18 protein-coding genes are annotated in these 17,695 nt (G+C 73.2%); 10 read left to right on the top strand and 8 right to left on the bottom strand.

The genetic code is table 11. From position 1 onward, the window contains the following. Positions 1 to 33 precede the first annotated feature (33 nt). A complete protein-coding gene (locus ACIBH3_RS08480; RefSeq protein ID WP_396311148.1) occupies positions 34 to 1,200 on the bottom strand; it encodes a SchA/CurD-like domain-containing protein in 1,167 nt (388 codons plus the stop codon). Positions 1,201 to 1,557: 357 nt separating this feature from the next. On the opposite strand from ACIBH3_RS08480, the gene ACIBH3_RS08475 reads away from it, so the two are divergent. Then, positions 1,558 to 3,186 (top strand): FAD-dependent oxidoreductase, encoded by a 1,629-nt coding sequence (locus ACIBH3_RS08475; RefSeq protein WP_396311147.1) that lies wholly within the window; start codon positions 1,558 to 1,560, stop codon positions 3,184 to 3,186. Positions 3,187 to 3,281: 95 nt separating this feature from the next. Here the strand turns inward: ACIBH3_RS08475 and ACIBH3_RS08470 are convergent, their stop codons facing one another. Beyond that, the gene (locus ACIBH3_RS08470) at positions 3,282 to 4,937 is read right to left on the bottom strand and encodes an APC family permease (RefSeq protein WP_396311146.1); all 1,656 of its coding nucleotides are present in this window, start codon (positions 4,935 to 4,937) and stop codon (positions 3,282 to 3,284) included. Between the two features lie 590 nt (positions 4,938 to 5,527). On the opposite strand from ACIBH3_RS08470, the gene ACIBH3_RS08465 reads away from it, so the two are divergent. Genes ACIBH3_RS08465 through ACIBH3_RS08440 form a run of 6 tightly spaced genes read left to right on the top strand, consistent with a single transcriptional unit; the run spans position 5,528 to position 10,042 of the window. Next, positions 5,528 to 5,830: an urease subunit gamma gene (locus ACIBH3_RS08465; protein WP_396311145.1), complete on the top strand. Its 303-nt coding sequence runs from the start codon at positions 5,528 to 5,530 to the stop codon at positions 5,828 to 5,830. Next, positions 5,827 to 6,138 (top strand): urease subunit beta, encoded by a 312-nt coding sequence (locus ACIBH3_RS08460; protein WP_396311144.1) that lies wholly within the window; start codon positions 5,827 to 5,829, stop codon positions 6,136 to 6,138. Before ACIBH3_RS08465 ends, ACIBH3_RS08460 begins: the two co-directional genes overlap by 4 nt. Further along, the gene (locus ACIBH3_RS08455; RefSeq protein ID WP_396311143.1) at positions 6,131 to 7,900 is read left to right on the top strand and encodes an urease subunit alpha; all 1,770 of its coding nucleotides are present in this window, start codon (positions 6,131 to 6,133) and stop codon (positions 7,898 to 7,900) included. Before ACIBH3_RS08460 ends, ACIBH3_RS08455 begins: the two co-directional genes overlap by 8 nt. A 51-nt stretch (positions 7,901 to 7,951) precedes the next feature. After that, a complete protein-coding gene (locus ACIBH3_RS08450; RefSeq protein ID WP_396311142.1) occupies positions 7,952 to 8,626 on the top strand; it encodes an urease accessory protein UreF in 675 nt (224 codons plus the stop codon). Then, complete coding sequence (gene ureG, locus ACIBH3_RS08445) at positions 8,616 to 9,296, top strand: urease accessory protein UreG (protein WP_396311141.1); 681 nt, start codon at positions 8,616 to 8,618, stop codon at positions 9,294 to 9,296. The genes ACIBH3_RS08450 and ureG overlap by 11 nt, the downstream gene beginning before the upstream one ends. Then, complete coding sequence (locus ACIBH3_RS08440; RefSeq protein WP_396311140.1) at positions 9,293 to 10,042, top strand: urease accessory protein UreD; 750 nt, start codon at positions 9,293 to 9,295, stop codon at positions 10,040 to 10,042. Before ureG ends, ACIBH3_RS08440 begins: the two co-directional genes overlap by 4 nt. 51 nt (positions 10,043 to 10,093) lie before the next feature. On the opposite strand, the gene ACIBH3_RS08435 is transcribed toward ACIBH3_RS08440, so the two are convergent. Both ACIBH3_RS08435 and ACIBH3_RS08430 read right to left on the bottom strand, forming a co-directional pair. Then, positions 10,094 to 10,813 (bottom strand): SRPBCC domain-containing protein, encoded by a 720-nt coding sequence (locus ACIBH3_RS08435; protein ID WP_396311139.1) that lies wholly within the window; start codon positions 10,811 to 10,813, stop codon positions 10,094 to 10,096. A gap of 187 nt (positions 10,814 to 11,000) precedes the next feature. Next, positions 11,001 to 11,402 (bottom strand): hypothetical protein, encoded by a 402-nt coding sequence (locus ACIBH3_RS08430; RefSeq protein ID WP_396311138.1) that lies wholly within the window; start codon positions 11,400 to 11,402, stop codon positions 11,001 to 11,003. Between the two features lie 194 nt (positions 11,403 to 11,596). Here ACIBH3_RS08430 and ACIBH3_RS08425 point away from each other — a divergent pair, with 194 nt between their 5' ends. Further along, entirely contained in the window at positions 11,597 to 12,577 is a 981-nt protein-coding gene (locus ACIBH3_RS08425) for a helix-turn-helix domain-containing protein (protein WP_396311137.1), read from the top strand. Positions 12,578 to 12,606: 29 nt separating this feature from the next. Here the strand turns inward: ACIBH3_RS08425 and ACIBH3_RS08420 are convergent, their stop codons facing one another. Continuing rightward, complete coding sequence (locus ACIBH3_RS08420) at positions 12,607 to 13,539, bottom strand: AraC family transcriptional regulator (protein ID WP_396311136.1); 933 nt, start codon at positions 13,537 to 13,539, stop codon at positions 12,607 to 12,609. A gap of 101 nt (positions 13,540 to 13,640) precedes the next feature. Here ACIBH3_RS08420 and ACIBH3_RS08415 point away from each other — a divergent pair, with 101 nt between their 5' ends. Then, entirely contained in the window at positions 13,641 to 14,555 is a 915-nt protein-coding gene (locus ACIBH3_RS08415) for an MBL fold metallo-hydrolase (RefSeq protein WP_396311135.1), read from the top strand. A gap of 136 nt (positions 14,556 to 14,691) precedes the next feature. After that, entirely contained in the window at positions 14,692 to 15,414 is a 723-nt protein-coding gene (locus ACIBH3_RS08410) for an MBL fold metallo-hydrolase (RefSeq protein ID WP_396311134.1), read from the top strand. Between the two features lie 60 nt (positions 15,415 to 15,474). On the opposite strand, the gene ACIBH3_RS08405 is transcribed toward ACIBH3_RS08410, so the two are convergent. From ACIBH3_RS08405 to ACIBH3_RS08395, 3 genes are all read right to left on the bottom strand, one after another. Beyond that, positions 15,475 to 15,918 (bottom strand): hypothetical protein, encoded by a 444-nt coding sequence (locus ACIBH3_RS08405; protein WP_396311133.1) that lies wholly within the window; start codon positions 15,916 to 15,918, stop codon positions 15,475 to 15,477. Between the two features lie 169 nt (positions 15,919 to 16,087). Continuing rightward, entirely contained in the window at positions 16,088 to 16,591 is a 504-nt protein-coding gene (locus ACIBH3_RS08400) for a DinB family protein (RefSeq protein WP_396311132.1), read from the bottom strand. Between the two features lie 48 nt (positions 16,592 to 16,639). Further along, entirely contained in the window at positions 16,640 to 17,692 is a 1,053-nt protein-coding gene (locus tag ACIBH3_RS08395; RefSeq protein ID WP_396311131.1) for a Scr1 family TA system antitoxin-like transcriptional regulator, read from the bottom strand. Positions 17,693 to 17,695: the final 3 nt, after the last annotated feature.

Genomic DNA, 17,695 nt, shown 5'->3' with positions numbered 1-17,695 from the left:
CGGATCGGTGGCCCCCCGCCCCCCGGAAGGTGGTCAGGAGACCTGCGAGCTGCGGTCGGTCAGCGGGTGCATGTCGCAGTGGGCGAGGGCGCGGCCCATCCCGGCGACGGTCCGCAGGTCGACCTCCGGGCGCAGATCGAGCAGGCGCGCGAGCTCGGCGGCCTCCCGCTCGCCGGCGACACCGAGCGCCGCCGCGGGGTGGTCCTCGGCCGGCACCCGCAGGTCCACCAGCCGCACGACGCCGTCCTCACGCTGGAAGACCGTGCTGGCCGCGACCGGGCCGGTGGGATCCGCCAGCGCCGCCCGGTCCTGGGCGGCCAGCAGCTCGGCGACCGCCGCGCCGTGGCCCGGCCGCACCGGGTAGAGCAGGGCGTGCCGGCGCAGGTTGCCGCGCGGGGGCGTGGCCGGCACCGCCTGGTGCACCGCGGGCAGCGCGGCGCGGGCGAAGAACGCCCGGGCGGCCTCCGGGTTGCCCAGCTCGCGGTGCTCTTCCAGGTGCGGGTTGATGGCCTCCTCCACCGCCCGGACCTCGGGCTGCATCGCCACGTGCCGCAGCGCCGCGCCCAGGTCGCCGACCACCTCGACGGCCCGGACCACCCGGTTGCCGTGCATGAAGAGCGAGGTGCGCAGCAGCCGGGTGTTCTCGTCCACCTCCGCCTTGGGCGAGGCGTAGCCGGAGAGGATCTCCGCGACCTTGCGCTCACTGCCGGGCTTGACGGTGAAGGTCAGCGCGTGGCGCACCACGCCGTCGGGGCCGGGCACCGCCTGGGGCATGCCCGGGCGGCCGGCCGGGCGCGGGGTGCCGGCCGGGACCTCCACCGGCGGGCGGCTGCCGGTGGCGCCGTGGGCGGCGGAGGTCTCCCGCAGGATGCTGTAGCGCATCGAGCGGAACCGGTCGCTGACGCAGCCGTGCATCGGCTTCACCATCTCGCGGTGCGCCGGGCTGTCCACCCAGGTGAGGAAGGAGTGCTGGTCGTCCCACTCACTGGTGATGAGCCACTGCCGGGGATCCTCGATCGACTGGCAGAGCTGGTCGCTGACGTGGCCGGGCACCGAGGCCACCTGGTGGCGCAGCTGCTCGTAGACGTCGAGGAAGCGCTGCTGCGCGCCGTCCTGGATCTCCAGCATCAGCACCACACGGAGCCGGGAGTCCTCGCTCGCTGAGCGCTGCTGTACCTGCGGTTCGGACAGAGTCGTCATGTTCCACTTTCTGCTCGTGGCCGCGGTCGGCGGCGCTCGGCCGAGCGGGTCGGCCGGATGTGACGGTCGGTCAGGTCTCCTGTCGGCCGCCCGCCCGGACGTCCCGTCGGCTGCGGGCCGTCCCGTCGTGTGCGGGGGGTCGGCTGCTCCTGCCGGTGGTCGGAGGACGAGGCCTGAGTTCGATCGTGATGCGCTTGCACGGATGGCGCGAGATATGCGAGCCATCCGAGCGAAGGGGGCGGACAAGGCACCCGGGACGGGGGATGGACGTAGCGGGGCCTGGGCTGTCCGGGCCCGCCGATGGCGGCACCGAGCCCACTGCCGGACCGCCAATCCCCGTACAGGCTGGAGAAGTTGATGAATCCAAAGGTCGACGACCGGGTGCCGGTCCTGATCGTGGGCGGCTCCCTGGTGGGGCTGTCAGCCTCGCTGTTCCTGGGCCGACTGGGTGTCAGACACCTGCTCGTCGAGAAGCACGCGGGCACCTCGCATCACCCGCGTGGCCGAGGCAACAACGTCCGGACGATGGAGCTCTACCGGGTGGCCGGCGCCGAGCAGGCGATCCGCGAGGCGGCGGACGTGCTGGCCGAGAACCACGGCATCCTGCAGGCGGACACCCTCACCGGCGCGGAGCAGGAGTGGCTGTTCCGCGAGATCGACCCCGGCGGGGCGCTGGCCAGGTTCAGCCCCTCATCCTGGTGCCTGTGCAGCCAGAACGACCTGGAGCCGGTGCTGCTGCGCCAGGCCCGCGAACTCGGCGGCGACCTGCGCTTCAGCACCGAGCTGCTCTCCTTCGAGCAGGACGCGGACGGGGTGAGCGCGCTGCTGCGCAACCGGGAGAGCGGCGAGGAGCGGACGGTCCGGACGCAGTACCTGGTCGCCGCGGACGGGCCGCGCAGCCCCGTCCGGGAGCGGCTGGGCATCGGCCAGTCGGGCAAGGGCGAGCTGTTCCACAACGTCAGCATCACCTTCCGCGCCAAGCGGCTGGCCGACGCGGTGGGCGACCGGCACTTCATCGCCTGCTACCTGACCAACCCTCAGGGTCCGGGCGCGCTGCTGCCGGTCGACAACCACGAGGAGTGGGTCTTCCACGCGCCCTGGCACCCCGAGCAGGGCGAGCCTCTGGAGGCTTTCACCGACGAGCGGTGCGCCGAGCACATCCGTACCGCCGTCGGGATCCCCGGGCTGGAGGTGGAGATCACCGGCAAGGCGCCGTGGCACGCCGCCGAGCGGGTCGCCGACCGCTACTGCTCCGGACGGGTGTTCCTCGCCGGGGACTCCGCGCACGAGATGTCCCCGACCGGCGCCTTCGGCTCCAACACCGGCATCCAGGACGCGCACAACCTGGCCTGGAAGCTCGCCGCCGTGCTCGGCGGCTGGGCCGGGCCCGCGCTGCTGGAGACGTACGGCGCCGAGCGCCGGCCCGTCGCCCGGGCCACCAGCGAGCGTGCCTCGGCCCGCTCGGCCGAGCACCGCCACCCCGGGTACGACGCCGTGCCCGGCACCGGGCGGCAGGCGGGCGTGCTGGCGGTGGCGCTCGGCTACCGCTACCCGAGCGGTGCGGTGGCCGGCGCCGACCCGGCGCAGCCGGTGGTGCCGGAGAGCTTCAGCGCCAGCGGCGAGCCGGGCAGCCGGGCCCCGCACCTGTGGTTGCTGCGCGCGGGCGTACGGATGTCCACGCTGGATCTGTACGAGCAGGCACTGGTGCTGCTCACCGGGCCCGAGGGCGCGCCCTGGCAGCAGGCGGCGCGCCGGGTGGCCGACCGGCTGGCGGCGCCGTTGGACGGCTACCGGATCGGCACCGGCCCGCAGGACGACCTGGCACCCGAGCCCGGCGTGGACTGGGCGCAGCAGCACGGCGTCGGCGCGGACGGCGCGGTGCTGGTGCGCCCGGACGGGTTCGTCGCCTGGCGCTCCCCGGGCCCGGTGGCGGACCCGGAGGGCACGTTCGAGCAGGCGCTGCGGACGGTGCTCGGGCTGTCCTGAGTCGAGCGTGCCCGGACATGCGGGAGGGCCCGCCGGATGTTCCGGCGGGCCCTCCCGGCGTCCTGGACGCGGTGGTGCGGGGGGGCGGTGCGGGGTCAGTGACCGCCCGCGTCGACGACCTCGACGTCGGCGACGTTGCGCTCGATCTCCTCGGCGGGCAGCGCCACGCGGATCGCCCAGAAGTAGATCACGAGGGCGAAGCCGGCGACGGCGGCCATGTCCCACCACATCGGGATGTTGCCCTGGCCCTCGCCGAAGCCGCCCTGCCACGAGATCAGGCCGAGGCCGACCAGGTAGACCGGCAGCCACTGGGCGGCGCGCCAGTCCAGACGCGGGGCGTTCGGCAGGCGCTTGCGGGTGGCGTAGAAGGCGTAGCTGCCGAGCAGGACGTAGCCGAGCACGATGGCCATGCCCAGGCGGGACAGGGTGTGCCAGCCGGCCCAGTAGATGATCAGGCTGGCGACCACGAAGGCCAGCGGGGAGATCACGCCACCGGCGGGCAGCCGGTAGGAGCGCTCACGGGCCGGCAGGCGGCGGCGCAGCGCGCCGAAGGCCAGCGGGGCGCCGGCGTACATCAGGACGCTGGCGGAGGTGATGAAGCTGACCAGCTCCTGCCAGCTGGGGAAGGGCAGGAAGCAGATGACGCCGGTGACGAAGGAGAGCACCAGGCCGAACACCGGCACGCCGCGCTTGTCGATGCGCTCGAAGGCCTGCGGCGCGTAGCCGTTCTTGCTCAGGCCGTAGGAGATGCGCGAGGTGGAGGTGGTGTAGATGAGGCCGGTGCCGCCGGGGGAGACGATGGCGTCGAAGTACAGGACCCAGGCGAGCCAGCCGAGGCCGACCAGGGTGGCGAGACCGGCGAAGGGGCCCTCGATGCCGGGGAAGTCCAGCTTGTCCCAGCCGTCGATGAAGGAGCTGCCCGGCAGCGCGCCGATGAAGACGACCTGGAGCAGGACGTAGATCAGGGTGCCGATCGCGACCGAGCCGAGGACGGCGCGGGGGATGTCGCGCTTGGGGTTCTTGCTCTCACCGGAGATCTGGATGGCCTGCTCGAAGCCGAGCAGCGCGAAGATGATGCCGCTGGAGCTGATCGCGGCGAGCACGCCCTTCATGCCGAACGGTGCGAAGCCGTGCGAGGTGAAGTTGCTGCCGTGGAAGTTGGTCACCGCGAGCACGAAGATCGCGAGCAGCGGGACGAAGATCTTCAGCCAGGTGGCGATGCTGTTGGTGGCCGCCAGCACCCGTACACCCAGGAAGTTGACCGCGACGAAGACGCCCATCAGGAACACCGCGACGACGAAGCCGCTGGTGGTGAGGGTGCCGTTCTCGTTCAGGAAGCTCTTGGCGAACTCCCAGTGACCGGCGTAGCCGATCATGGCCTCGACCTCGATCGGCGCCACGGTGGCCGCCTGGAGCCAGGAGAACCAGCCGAACGACATGCCGGCCAGGCCGCCGAAGGCGTAGTGCGGGTACCGGGCGGTACCGCCGGCCACCGGGAAGAGCCCGCCGAGCTCGGCGTGCACCAGGGCGAGCAGCACGATCGCGACCGCGCCGATGCCCCAGGAGATGAGCGCCGCCGGACCGGCGACGACCACGGCGTTCTTGGCGCCGTACAGCCAGCCGGACCCGATGATCGAGCCGACCGAGGCCCACAGGAGGCCGATCAGGCCCACCTCACGGCGAAGAGAACCGCCCTTGCCGGGGGCGGGGGTGCCGGTGCTCGGCGGGGAGAGCTGATCGAGGGATGCCATGCGTGATCTCTCTACGGGTGGGGGACGGGAGAGTGGCCACACACTAGGGCTATTCATAGGCCTATGCACAGAGTTCATTGCTGAATGTTTACCTACTCGTAGCCAGATTTCCGCAGGTAGGGGGCCGTTCGCAGGCGGGCACATTACGTGACTGGCGAGTAGTTTCACTATTTGAGCTCGAATTGAGCTTTCTTCGACGCCCGGGCAATGTGGTGTGGTGAATAGGTTCATACAAATGAAGGGGGCTGCATAGTGATGCCTCCGGGTCCTCCGCCGGGTGGCTCCACTGCCCTCCGGCGCGCCCCTCGGACGCCTCTCGGACGCTCCATGTGCGCCCCCGGGCGGGCCTGAACGCCGCATGGCGGAGCACGGCCGTCCGGGTAGCGGACCTTTGAAGGAGTGGTAGTTCGTCCGCTACGGTGTCGGGCACGAGATCGAACCTCCCGCGTGCGGGCCGGAGGGCGGTCGCGCCGGGCGCTGCTGCCCGCGCATCCCCACCCTCTCTCCGGTGCGTCCCCGCCTGCCCGAGGCACCCCGCCGCGGCACAGCGCTGTGTCCCGCCCTCTGAACTCCCCCTGAGGTGCGCGCAGATGAGACTCACCCCGCATGAGCAGGAACGCCTGCTCATCCACGTCGCGGCAGACGTGGCCCGCTCCCGCCGCGCCCGCGGCCTGCGGCTCAACCACCCCGAGGCGGTCGCGCTGATCACCTCGCACGTCCTGGAGGGCGCCCGGGACGGGCGCACCGTCGCCGAGCTCATGGAGTCCGGACGCAAGGTCCTCGGCCGCGAGGACGTCATGGACGGCATCGCCGAGATGATCCCCGACGTCCAGGTCGAGGCGACCTTCCCCGACGGCACCAAGCTGGTCACCGTTCACGGGCCCATCCTGTGACGCCCGGCGAGGTGCTCCTCGGGGACGGGGACGTCGCGCTGAACGCCGGCCTGCCGGTCACCCGGCTGGTCGCGGTCAACGCCGCGGACCGTCCCGTCCAGGTGGGCTCGCACTACCACTTCGCCGAGTCCAACCCCGGCCTGGAGTTCGACCGCGCGGCCGCCCACGGACTGCGGCTGAACATCCCCGCCGGCACCGCCGTGCGCTTCGAGCCCGGCATCCCCATCCAGATCGAGCTGATCCCGATCGGCGGCCGCCGCGAGGTGGCGGGCCTTCGCGGCGAGACGGGCGGGCCGCTCGATGGCTGACCCCACCGGCGCCCAGGACCCCGCCGGCACCGCGGGCCGCCCCGGCCGCCCCGCGCTGGTGGTCGGACGGGCCCGCTACGCCGACCTGTACGGCCCCACCGCCGGGGACCGGATCAGGCTCGGCGACACCAACCTGCTGATCGAGATCGAGGAGGACCGCAGCGCCGGCGGTGACGAAGCCGTCTTCGGCGGCGGCAAGGTCATCCGCGAGTCGATGGGCCAGGCCAGGACCAGCCGCGCCGAGGGCGCCGCCGACACCGTGATCACCGGTGTGGTGGTGCTCGACCACTGGGGCATCGTCAAGGCCGACCTCGGCATCAGGGACGGCCGGATCACCGCCCTCGGCAAGGCCGGCAACCCCGAGACCATGGACGGCGTCCACCCCGCGCTGGTGATCGGCCCCGAGACCGAGATCATCTCCGGCAACGGCCGGATCCTCACGGCCGGCGCCATCGACGCGCACGTCCACTTCATCTGCCCCCAGCTCGCGGACGAGGCACTCTCCTCCGGCATCACCACCCTGGTCGGTGGCGGCACCGGACCCGCCGAGGGCACCAAGGCCACCACCATCACCCCCGGTGGCTGGCACCTCGCCCGGATGTTCGCCGCGATGGACGACCTGCCGCTCAACATCGGCCTGCTCGGCAAGGGCAACACCGTCAGCGCCGACGCGATGCACGACCAGCTGCGCGCCGGCGCCCTCGGCTTCAAGATCCATGAGGACTGGGGCGCCACCCCCGCCGCCATCGACGCCTGCCTGCGGGTCTGCGAACAGAGCGGCGCCCAGCTCGCCATCCACACCGACACCCTCAACGAGGCCGGGTTCGTCGCCGACACCCTCGCCGCGATCGCCGGCCGCGGCATCCACGCGTACCACACCGAGGGTGCCGGCGGCGGCCACGCACCCGACATCATCAGCGTCGTCTCCGAGCTCAACGTCCTGCCGAGCTCCACCAACCCGACCCGTCCGCACACCGTCAACACCGTCGACGAGCACCTCGACATGCTGATGGTCTGCCACCACCTCAGCCCGCACGTCCCCGAGGACCTCGCCTTCGCCGAGTCCCGGATCCGCCCCTCCACCATCGCCGCCGAGGACATCCTGCACGACCTCGGCGCCATCTCGATCATCAGCTCCGACTCCCAGGCGATGGGCCGCATCGGCGAGGTGGTGCTGCGCACCTGGCAGACCGCGCACGTGATGAAGGCCAGGCGCGGCGCCCTGGCCGGGGACGGCCGGGCCGACAACCACCGCGCCCGGCGCTACGTCGCCAAGTACACGATCAACCCGGCGCTCGCCCAGGGGCTGGACGGCGAGATCGGCTCCGTCGAACCCGGCAAGCTCGCCGACCTGGTGCTCTGGACGCCCGCCTTCTTCGGCGTCAAACCCGACCTGGTGATCAAGGGCGGGCAGATCGCCTGGGCCCAGATGGGCGACGCCAACGCCTCCATCCCCACCCCGCAGCCCGTCCTGCCGCGCCCGATGTTCGGTGCCAAGGGCCGCGCGCCCGCCGCCAACTCGCTCAACTTCACCGCGCAGGCCGCCATCGACGACGGACTGCCCGACCGGCTCGCCCTCGGCAAGGCGTTCACCGCCATCCGCAACACCCGCGGTGTCACCAAGGACCACATGGTCAACAACACCGCCCGCCCGGACGTCCGGGTCGACCCCGACACCTTCACCGTCACCGTCGACGGCGAGGTCGTCACCCCCGCACCCGCCACCGAACTGCCGCTCGCCCAGCGGTACTTCCTGTTCTGACCACCCCTGACCACCCCTGATGACCTCTGATGAGCACCCGATGAGCACCCGATGAGCGCCGCCCTGCTGCTGCTCGCCGACGGGCGCTTCCCGGCCGGCGGCCACGCCCACTCCGGCGGCGCCGAAGCCGCCGTCAAGGCCGGCCGGGTGCACGACAGCCCGAGCATGGCGGCCTTCCTCACCGGCCGACTGCACACCACCGGGCTCACCGCCGCCGCCCTGGCCGCCGCGGCCGCGGCCGGCCTCGACCCGGCCCACCTGGACGCGGCCGCCGACGCCCGCACCCCCTCACCCGCCCTGCGCGCCACCAGCCGGCGCCTGGGCCGCCAGCTCCTGCGGGCGGCCCGCGCCACCTGGCCGCACCCCGCCCTCGACCAGCTGGGCGCCGCCCACCCCGGCGGCGCCCACCAACCCGTCGTCCTCGGCGTGACGGCCCACGCCGCCGGGCTCACCCCCGCTGACGCCGCCGCCGTCGCCGTGTACGAGAGCGTCAACGGCCCCGCCACCGCCTGCGTGCGGCTGCTCGGCCTCGACCCGTACGAGGTCACCGCCGCCCTCGCCCGTCTCGCCCCGCAGCTGGGCGCCGTCAGCGCCGACGCCGTCGAGGCCGCCCTCGCCGCCACCCGGCACGGGGACGTCGACCTGCTGCCCGCCGCCTGCGCACCCCTGCTCGACCTCTACGCCGAGCAGCACGCCTCCTGGAAGGTCCGGCTCTTTGCATCGTGACCACGTCGACCCCACCGACGCCCCCGCCCGTCACACCCACGCCACCACCGGCACCCGCCGCGCCCTGCGGATCGGCCTCGGCGGCCCCGTGGGCTCCGGCAAGACCGCCACCGTCGCCGCGCTGTGCCGGGCCCTGCGCGAGGAGCTCTCGCTCGCCGTCGTCACCAACGACATCTACACCACCGAGGACGCCGAGTTCCTGCTCCGCAACGCCGTCCTGCCGCCGGAGCGGATCACCGCCGTCGAGACCGGCTGCTGCCCGCACACCGCCATCCGCGACGACATCTCCGCCAACCTGGAGGCCGTCGAGGAACTGGAGGAGCAGCTCGGCCCGCTCGACCTGATCCTGGTCGAGTCCGGCGGCGACAACCTCACCGCCACCTTCAGCCGCGGCCTGGTCGACCACCAGATCTTCGTGATCGACGTCTCCGGCGGCGACAAGATCCCCCGCAAGGGCGGGCCCGGCGTCTCCACCTCCGACCTGCTCGTCGTCAACAAGACCGACCTCGCCCCGCTGGTCGGCGCCGACCTCGGCGTGATGGCCCGCGACGCCCGGGCCCAGCGCGGCGACCTGCCCACCCTGTTCTGCTCGCTCACCAGCCCGGACGGCGTCGCCCCCGTCGCCGACTGGGTGCGCGAGCGGCTCGCCGCCTGGCGCGCGCCCAGGTGACCAGCACCCTGCACGCGGTGGCCCGGATCACCGCCGAGGCCGACGGGCGGGGCGGCACCGCCCTGCCCGTCCTGGCCGGGGCCGGTCCGCTCGCCCCGCGCCGCACCCGGGGCGCCGCCGGCGCCGCCCACGTGGTGCTGGTCGGCTCGATGGCCGCCCCGCTCGGCGGCGACCGGCTGGGCGTGCGGGTGACGGTCGGGCCGGGCGCGGCCCTGCTCGTCACCAGCGCCGCCGCCACCATCAGCCTGCCCGGGCCCGGCCCTGACCCACGACCGGCCCGCTACGACGTCGAGCTGACGGTCGGCGAGGGCGCCACCCTGGACTGGCTCCCCGAACCCGTGGTCGCCGCCACCGGCAGCCACCTGATCGCCCACACCCGGATCAGCCTCGCCGCCGGCGCGAGACTGCGCCTGCGCGAGGAGCAGATCCTCGGCCGGCACCACGACAGTGCCCGCGGCAACGCCCCCGGCCGGCTGACCTCCCGGCTCACCGTCCGCCGGGCCGGGGAGCTGATCCTCGACCAGCAGAGCGACCTCGGCCCCGGCGCACCCGGCTGGGACGGCCCGGCCGGGCTGGCCGGACACCGCAGTGCCGGTCAGCTGCTCAGCGTCGGCCACCCCGGGCCGCCGACCCCGCCCGCGCCCACCGACACCGCTGCCCTGCTCACCCTGCCGGGCGACGGCGCGACGCTGCTCACCGCCGTCGCCCCCGACGCGCTGGCGCTGCGCCGGGCCCTGGGCGGCTGACCGCCCTGTCCCGGGCGGGGGCGGATCGGGCGGGCTCAGCTCGGCTCAGGCCTACGGGGCGTACAGGCCGTCCAGCCAGCCCTGCCAGGACTGCGCCGTCCGCTTCCCGTCCACGCCCTCGCCGAACAGGTGCAGCGTGACGCCGACCGGCCCGCCGAAGGCGTTGCGGCCGAAGAAGCGGTACAGCCCGTCCCGCCCGCGCAGGCCCAGGAACTCCGGCGTCCGGTAGTCCACCTCGGCGTCCAGTACGCCGACGCCCGCCAGCTCCACGCTCAGCCGGTCACCGACCCGGACCTCGTTGTCGAGGTGCAGATCCTGGAGCAGCAGCTCGAACGCGTCGGCCTGCCGCGAGGCCGCCGGGCCCTCCAGCCCGACGAAGGTCGCCGGCCGGCCGTTGAAGTGCTTGAGGTACTGGCCGAGGGTGTGCAGGTAGAAGTCGGTGTGCCGGCTGCACGCCTCGTACTGGTTCTCCCAGTCGTCCTCGAACACGCCGGTGTGTGAGTAGCGCAGCAGGGCCGTGCCCCGCTCCCGCTCCTCGATCACGTAGTCCAGTGCGTTGAACCAGCCGCCGTCGCCCTCCTGGCGGACGGCGAAGCGGCCCGGCGGCTCCCAGACGGCCACGCCCGCGTCCTGCGGACCGGCGCCGCCGACGGCGGACTCCTGCTCCTTGGGGAACATCCAGGCGCCGGTGGCGGCGGTGACGGCCGCGAAGACCTCCGGCGGCCCGGCGGGCAGCACCACCTCGCGGCGGACCTCGAACTCCTTGGCCATGCTGACTCCTCGGTGCGTGAGCCGGCGGCGTGCGCGGCGTCGACCTCATTGTCCCCGCCGCGCCGACGACACCGCCGCCCGCCGCCCGCCGAAGCGACGGGGCGTGGTCACCGGCCCGACCCCCGAGCGGGCCGGTGACCACGCCTGCCGCCTGCCGCTGACGCCTACCTCGGCGCCGCCGGCACGGTCAGTTGCAGTCGGCGATGCCCGGGAACGGGTCCGGGTTGCTGGCCACGTTGCTGGCGGCCGTCCAGCCGAACCGGCCGTTGTCCGCGTAGGTGCCGTACCAGACCCGGTTCCCGCCCGGGTGCAGGTCGCCGTACCGGAAGCAGATGAATGTCCGGCTGCCGCTCGCGGAGATCGTGCCCACCACCTCCGAGCTGAGGTAGGGCTGGATCCGCACATTGCCCGTGCCCAGGCTGGCGCAGTGCATGAAGTGGTTGCCGTCCACCCAGCAGGAGGACGCGGCGAGCGGTGCGGGAGCGCCCGCGGATGTCGAGGCGGCGGAGGCCGGCCCCGACCCCGCCAGGGTGGCGGTCGCGGCCCCGAGGGCCAGCGCAACGGCGGCGACACTGGTACGGATCTTCATATCCTTGGTGCTCCTTCGGTGCTCGGCGGCCCCTCCGCCGGCGTACCACCAGGGTGGAGCCGCGACGCCGCGGCGGCCCACACCTTTCGGCCAGGCCCTAACACCCCAGGCCGGAGCCCGGTTCGGGGTCTGGCAACGCCGGTCCGGCCGTGTGAAGATGACGCGATGTCATACGGCGGGGGGACACGCACGCGATGCTCCGGATCCACTTCACCCCCGACGACCTGGCCCGCATCAGGTTGGCCCCCTGCGCGGACGCGACGGCCGAACTGACGCTCAGCCTCCGGCTGCTGACGGGCCGGCCCGCCGGCGCCCGGCTGTCGGTGTGGCGGCGCTCCCTGGGCCGCAGGCTCGGCCCGCAGAGCCGGCTGCTGCTGGATCTGCTGGGGCCCGGCGCCGGTCTGCCCGACTTCTTCCACCTGCCCGACGGGTCGGCCATCGGCCCGGAGGTGACCGGCCTGGACCAGCAGCGGGTCGACCACTACCTGGGCCGGCTGGGCGAGGTGCGCCCGCTCACGCCGTTCGCGCGGGCCCTCGGTGAAGGCAGCGTCGACGCGCGCCAGCAGCTCGGCGCCGCCGTCCAGGACTACCTGGCCGATGCCGTCGAGCCGTACTGGTCCGGGCTGCGGGCCCAGGTGGACGCGGACCGTTCGCTGCGCAGCCGCGCGCTGGCCGACGGCGGGGTCGAGCGGCTGCTGTCCACGCTGCACCCGCGCATTCGCTGGCGGGCCCCGGTGCTGGAGGTGGCGCTGACCCAGCCGCAGGACGTCGAGGTGCAGCTGTGCGGGCAGGGGCTGCTGCTCCAGCCGGTGGTCCTCGGCGGGCCCGGTCCGGTCTTCGACGGCTGGTCCGCCCTGAGCGGCGGCCGGCCCGAACTGATCTACCCGACCGCCCTGGACGGGCTGCTGACCGCCGACCGGCCGCCCGCCCCGGAGGCCCTCGCCCCGCTCCTCGGCCGCACCCGCGCCGCGATGCTGGCGGTACTCCACGAGAGCGGCGGCTGCTCCACCGGGGAGCTCGCCCGGGCCACCGGCACGGCCGCCGCGACCGCGAGCCAGCACGCCGCTGTCCTGCGTGCGGGAGGTCTCATCCTCACCCGGCGAATGGGGGGCTCGGTCCTGCACACCCTGACACCGCTGGGCCGCGACCTGCTCGGCCCACACCGAACGCACTGAACCTGCCGCTCCTGACGGTGCGCCAGGGGCTACCGCACGGCCGGCGACCCGTCGGCGGCAGCCGCCCGGTACCGCCCCGGGGTGGTCCCGAACTCCCGGCTGAAGGCATGCGACAGGGCGTACGGGGTGCCGTAGCCGACCCGGCGGGCGATGGCGGCCAGGGAGTCCTGGGTGTCGCGGAGCGAGGTGGCGGCGAGGGTCAGGCGCCACCAGGTGAGGTACGCCATCGGGGGCCGGCCGACCAGGGCGGTGAAGCGGCGGGCCAGGGTGGGGCGGGAGACGCCCGCCTCGGCGGCCAGGCGGTCGGTGGTCCACGGGGCGGACGGGGCCGAGTGCAGCGCCCGCAGGGCGGCGGCGGTCACCGGGTCGCCCAGGACGGCCGGCCAGACCCCGGTCAGGTCCTCGGCCACCCACGAACGGATCATGTAGACGAGGAGCAGGTCGACCAGGCTGGGCACCGCGACACAGGAGCCGGGCCGCTGCTCGACCAGCTCGCTGCCCAGCAGGCCGATGGCGGCGCGCAGTTCGGGGTGGCAGCCGACCCGGTTCGGCAGGTGGACGATCGTCGGGAGCTCCGCCATGAGCGGGTGTACGCGACTGCGGTCGAGCCGGTACTTGCCGCACAGCAGCTCCACCTCGCCGCCGGCGGCCCGGGGCCCACGCGGCGGCTGCGCGCCGACCCAGCGCTCGAACGGCACGGCCTGCTCCACGGCCCGCGCGTCGCGGGGGGAGTCCGCGATCACATGCCCCGTGCCGTGCGGCAGCAGCACCGCGTCACCCGGGCCGAGCGCGATCGGGGAACCGCCGTCCGGCAGCAGCCAGCAGCTGCCCTCCAGGACGACGTGGAACCCCGCGCCGTCGTACGGGGCGAGCCGCGTGCACCAACTCCCGCTCACCCGTACCCGGTTGGAGGAGGGCCGTCCGATGCGTACGGTCGAGATCGCGTCGCTCACCACATCCATCGCGCCAGCGTACCCCTGGCATCAGCGGTGAGACGGACGCGTATCCGGGAGAGCTCGATGAGCATTGAGAGACTCAACTCGCCGCTCCTAGAGTCAGGGGCATGGAGAACGAGAGCCCGCAGGGCATGGTGCTGGGAGACGTCGAGGTCATCAGGATCGTCGAGTGGAGCGGGCCGTTCACGCCTGCCCGCGACATGGTCCCGGCCTCCGGAGCCGAGCTGTGGCAGGAGAACGAGAACTGGCTCGCGCCGGATCACTGGGAGCCGGACAGTGACCGGGCGGTGGTGGCCCTGCAGACCTGGGTGCTGCGCAGCGGCGGGCGGACCGTCCTGGTCGACACCGGCGTGGGCAACGGGCGCGAGCGGCCCGGATCGCCGCAGTTCCACCACTGGCAGGGCGACTTCCTCGGCGCGCTGGCCCGAGCCGGCGTCCGCCCGCAGGACGTCGACGTCGTCGTCAACACCCACGTCCACGGCGACCACGTCGGCTGGAACACCGTCGACGTGGACGGGGCATGGGTACCGACGTTCCCCAACGCCCGGTACCTCGTCCCGGCCGCCGACGACCACCACTTCGGCCCGGCCAACGCGTACGGGAACGGCCTGCGGGAGGACGACCGGCTCATCTACGAGGACAGCATCGCGCCCGTCCACCGCGCCGGGCAGGCCGTGTTGTGGGACGGCGTCCACCGCATCGACGAGCACCTCACCCTGGAGTCCGCGCCCGGCCACACGCCCGGCTCCTCGGTACTGCGCCTGGCATCCGGCGGCGACCGGGCGGTCTTCGTCGGCGATCTGCTGCACAGTCCCGTCCAGATCCTCCGGCCCTCCTGCAACAGCTGCTTCTGCATGGACGCGGAGCAGGCGGTGGCCAGCCGCCGCCGGATCCTGGAACGGGCCGCCGACGAACGGGAACTGGTGGTGCCCGCGCACTTCGGTGGGGCCGGCGCCGTCGAGGTCCGGCGGGAGGGAGGCGAGTTCACCCTCGGGCGATGGGCGGACCACGGCCCGGTGTAGGCCGGGGCGCGGGGAAGCCCGGCGGGCGAGCTCCGGCCGGACCGGGTGCGGGGGCGCCGCGGTCGTTCGCGGTGCGCGGAATCCGCGTACGGCGCAAAGGCGTTGGCCGCGCGGCGGCGGTGGTTAGCGTCGGGGGATGGAACTCATCCAGCTCACACCCGCCGTCTGGCAGCTGCCCTTCGCGGTCGGGCACGTGCACCTCGTGCGCCTGCCCGACGGCTACGCCCTGATCGACACCGGCGTGCCGGGGTCGGCCCCGGAGATCCTCGACGCGCTGGCGCGGCTCGGCGCCCGCCCGCAGGAGCTGCGCCAGATCGTGCTGACCCACTCCCACCTCGATCACACGGGCTCCGCCGCGGACCTCGTGGCGGCCACCGGCGCCCGCGTCCTGGCCGGATCCCTGGACGCCCCGGTCATCCGCGGTGCCGCCGCCGAAGCCGAGCCGGTGTACACCGCCCAGGAGCGCGTCCTGCACGAGCAGGTCATGGCCGGCTTCGCGGCCGCCGGGATCCAGTCACCGCGACCCGTCACGGTGGATCAGGAGCTGAACGAGGGGGACACCCTCGACGGCTGGGGCCAGCCCGTCCACGTCCTGCACGTTCCCGGCCACACCCCGGGCGGGATCGCGCTCCACCTCCCGGCCGCCGGCGTGCTGTTCCCGGGCGACATCGTCGCCACCACGGACGGGCGGGCGATCCTCGGCCCGATCAACGTGGACCGGGCGCAGGCCATCACGTCCTTCCGGCGCCTGGCCGGGCTGGAGGGGGTCGAGGCCCTGTTCGTGCCGCACGGCGAGCCGGTGCTCAAGGGCGCGGGCGAGCTGCTGCGGGCGGCCACTCCCGAGCAGGACTGGGTGTAGTCCGCACGCGACGGCCCCGGGCCGGCTCTCGACAGCCGGCCCGGGGCCCGTCGTGGCCTGCTACTCGTGGAACTCGAACCTCCACGCCTGCCGGAGCTCGTTGACGTCGAGCGGCCGCAGGGCGACGCGCGGCGGGAAGATCCGCAGCAGGCTCAAGTCCATCGCCAGCTCGTCACCGTCGACCGGGCCGCCGGGCACGACCACGTGGAAGGTGAACGGCTCCGCGCTCTGGTACAGCACCCACTCGCGGGGCTCCGGGAACCCGGCGACCTGCGAGTTCGGCTTCGGGTCACCCTCGAACCCCAGGAACGTCTCGCTCCTGAGGTTGCGGATGGTGACGTTGCCGTTGGGGAGGTGCTCCACCTGCCACTCCTGCTCGCCGGGCTGGCCGGTGGGAGGCAGGACGATCGCGGGCGTGCCGGGCTGCTCGGACCCACCCTCCAGGGTGAGCAGCTGCTCGTTGGGACGGGAGATCGAGTAGACGCCGTTCGGTACGGGTGCCATCGCTGAATCCACTTCTGCCGGGCAGCGTCAGGGGACGCCGCCGATCAGTCGGTTGTTCGTGATCCAACCGCCGATGGGGGCGGCAGGCCGGACGGAAACGCCGCTGGGTCACTCGTTGAGATGAACGGCCGGGATCGAGGTTTGAGCTCGTCCGGAGCGCCCGCGCCTGCTACTCGCCGACGGCCCCGTCGATCGCCTCACGGATCAGATCGGCGTGGCCGTTGTGCCGCGCGTACTCCTCGATCATGTGGGTGAGGACGTAGCGGAGCGAGATCACCTCACCTCGGAAGTCCACCGTGTCGTCCAGGGATCCGACGGCGCTCGCGGCGGCGCGCGAGCCCTCGCACGCCTCGCGCCAGGCCACGAAGGCCTCGTCCACGTCGGCGTCGTCCACCTGGAACTCGGCGAACTCGCCGCCGGTCCTGGGCCAGAGAGGCTCGCAGTCCTCGCCGCTCAGCACCAGCCGGAACCAACCCCGTTCGACCTCGGCCGCATGCCGCACGAGGCCGAGAAGGGTCAGTGCGGAGGTCGGAACCGCCCGGCGCCTCAGCTGCTCGCCGGTCAAGCCCTGGCACTTCATGGCGAGGGTCTCGCGCTGGTAGTCGAGGAACGCGGTCAGCGACGCGCGGTCGCCGGCCACCTTGGAGGGAGGTATGCGCTGGTCGTTGTTCACCGGCCGATGATGGCAGACCGCCGGTGCCCCGAGCTGCCCGACCGCGGGTCAGACGAGGTCGAACTCGCCGTCGGCGGCGGCGGTGACGAAGTCCGTCCACGCGGCGCGGGGGAAGAGGAGGGTCGGGCCCTGGGGGTCCTTGGAGTCCCGGACGGGGACGATGCCCCGGGCCGCGATGGCCGGGGCCCACTCGACGCACGCGCCGCCGTTCCCTCCGGAGTAGGAGGACTTGACCCAGGAGGCCTTGGCGAGATCAACGGTGGCGCGCATGTTGATCACTCCTTCCATGATCGTGCGGATCAGCCGTGCCGAGTCGTCCACTGTGAGGGCATTCGACCTGATCCGATCGTATCGTCGCCGGTGTGTCCTCAACTCGGATTCATCGCTGATGAGATGCCCTCGGGTCAGGCTCTCCGAGTACAGCCATTCCTGGCCGCTCGGCAACCGCAGCACGATGGACGAAACGTCGTCCGACTGCCCACCGGAGAGCGGAAGAACCTGAAGCGTCACGTTCGGGAGCCGGCTGATGTGCAGGAGATGATCCAGCTGGCGGTACATGACCTCCGCGCCGCCGACGCTTCTGTGCAGGGCGCCCTCGTCCAGCAGTACCTGGAGGTGGAGTCGCGCCGGTCCATGGAGCCGTTCCTGTCGTGTCATCCGGGCGGCCACCCGCTCGGCGATCGAGGTCTCGTCGGCATAGGGGTCGTAGTCGCGGTAGAGGGCCTCGGCGTACTCGGGGGTCTGGAGAAGCCCTGAGACCCGTACCGCCGCCAGCTCCCACACCTGTTCTGCCTGGAGCTCGATCTCGACGAACTGGCGGAACCAGTCCGGGTGGTGGTCCGCGATGTCCCGCTCGACGTACCGGTACGAGCGCTCCAGCAGGTTGCCGGTACTGAGCGCGGTGTCGCAGTCCGTCGCGAGCCGACGGGTGAGCACGGCCCGTCCGTTCTCCATCAGGCTCACCCATGACTGGTCGACATGGATCCGTTCGGCGAGCTGGGCCTGCGTCAGACCTGCTGCCTTGCGCAACTCCTGGAGCTCCTCACCCCAGATCGCCGTGGCGGAGGAAGTTGCGCCCTGGGCGGGCTTGCGACGTGCCATCTG

The organism is Kitasatospora sp. NPDC050543 (assembly GCF_044457565.1).
Classification (GTDB): Bacteria; Actinomycetota; Actinomycetes; order Streptomycetales; family Streptomycetaceae; genus Kitasatospora.
This window is presented reverse-complemented; position numbering and strand designations above follow the sequence as displayed.

Excerpts from the sequence above, each read along its gene's own strand:
- ACIBH3_RS08480 (WP_396311148.1), bottom strand. The coding sequence starts at position 1,200 with ATGACGACTCTGTCCGAACCGCAGGTACAGCAGCGCTCAGCGAGCGAG.
- ACIBH3_RS08475 (WP_396311147.1), top strand. The coding sequence starts at position 1,558 with ATGAATCCAAAGGTCGACGACCGGGTGCCGGTCCTGATCGTGGGCGGC.
- ACIBH3_RS08470 (WP_396311146.1), bottom strand. The coding sequence starts at position 4,937 with ATGGCATCCCTCGATCAGCTCTCCCCGCCGAGCACCGGCACCCCCGCC.
- ACIBH3_RS08465 (WP_396311145.1), top strand. The coding sequence starts at position 5,528 with ATGAGACTCACCCCGCATGAGCAGGAACGCCTGCTCATCCACGTCGCG.
- ACIBH3_RS08455 (WP_396311143.1), top strand. The coding sequence starts at position 6,131 with ATGGCTGACCCCACCGGCGCCCAGGACCCCGCCGGCACCGCGGGCCGC.
- ACIBH3_RS08450 (WP_396311142.1), top strand. The coding sequence starts at position 7,952 with ATGAGCGCCGCCCTGCTGCTGCTCGCCGACGGGCGCTTCCCGGCCGGC.
- ACIBH3_RS08435 (WP_396311139.1), bottom strand. The coding sequence starts at position 10,813 with ATGGCCAAGGAGTTCGAGGTCCGCCGCGAGGTGGTGCTGCCCGCCGGG.
- ACIBH3_RS08430 (WP_396311138.1), bottom strand. The coding sequence starts at position 11,402 with ATGAAGATCCGTACCAGTGTCGCCGCCGTTGCGCTGGCCCTCGGGGCC.
- ACIBH3_RS08425 (WP_396311137.1), top strand. The coding sequence starts at position 11,597 with ATGCTCCGGATCCACTTCACCCCCGACGACCTGGCCCGCATCAGGTTG.
- ACIBH3_RS08420 (WP_396311136.1), bottom strand. The coding sequence starts at position 13,539 with ATGGATGTGGTGAGCGACGCGATCTCGACCGTACGCATCGGACGGCCC.
- ACIBH3_RS08415 (WP_396311135.1), top strand. The coding sequence starts at position 13,641 with ATGGAGAACGAGAGCCCGCAGGGCATGGTGCTGGGAGACGTCGAGGTC.
- ACIBH3_RS08410 (WP_396311134.1), top strand. The coding sequence starts at position 14,692 with ATGGAACTCATCCAGCTCACACCCGCCGTCTGGCAGCTGCCCTTCGCG.
- ACIBH3_RS08405 (WP_396311133.1), bottom strand. The coding sequence starts at position 15,918 with ATGGCACCCGTACCGAACGGCGTCTACTCGATCTCCCGTCCCAACGAG.
- ACIBH3_RS08395 (WP_396311131.1), bottom strand. The coding sequence starts at position 17,692 with ATGGCACGTCGCAAGCCCGCCCAGGGCGCAACTTCCTCCGCCACGGCG.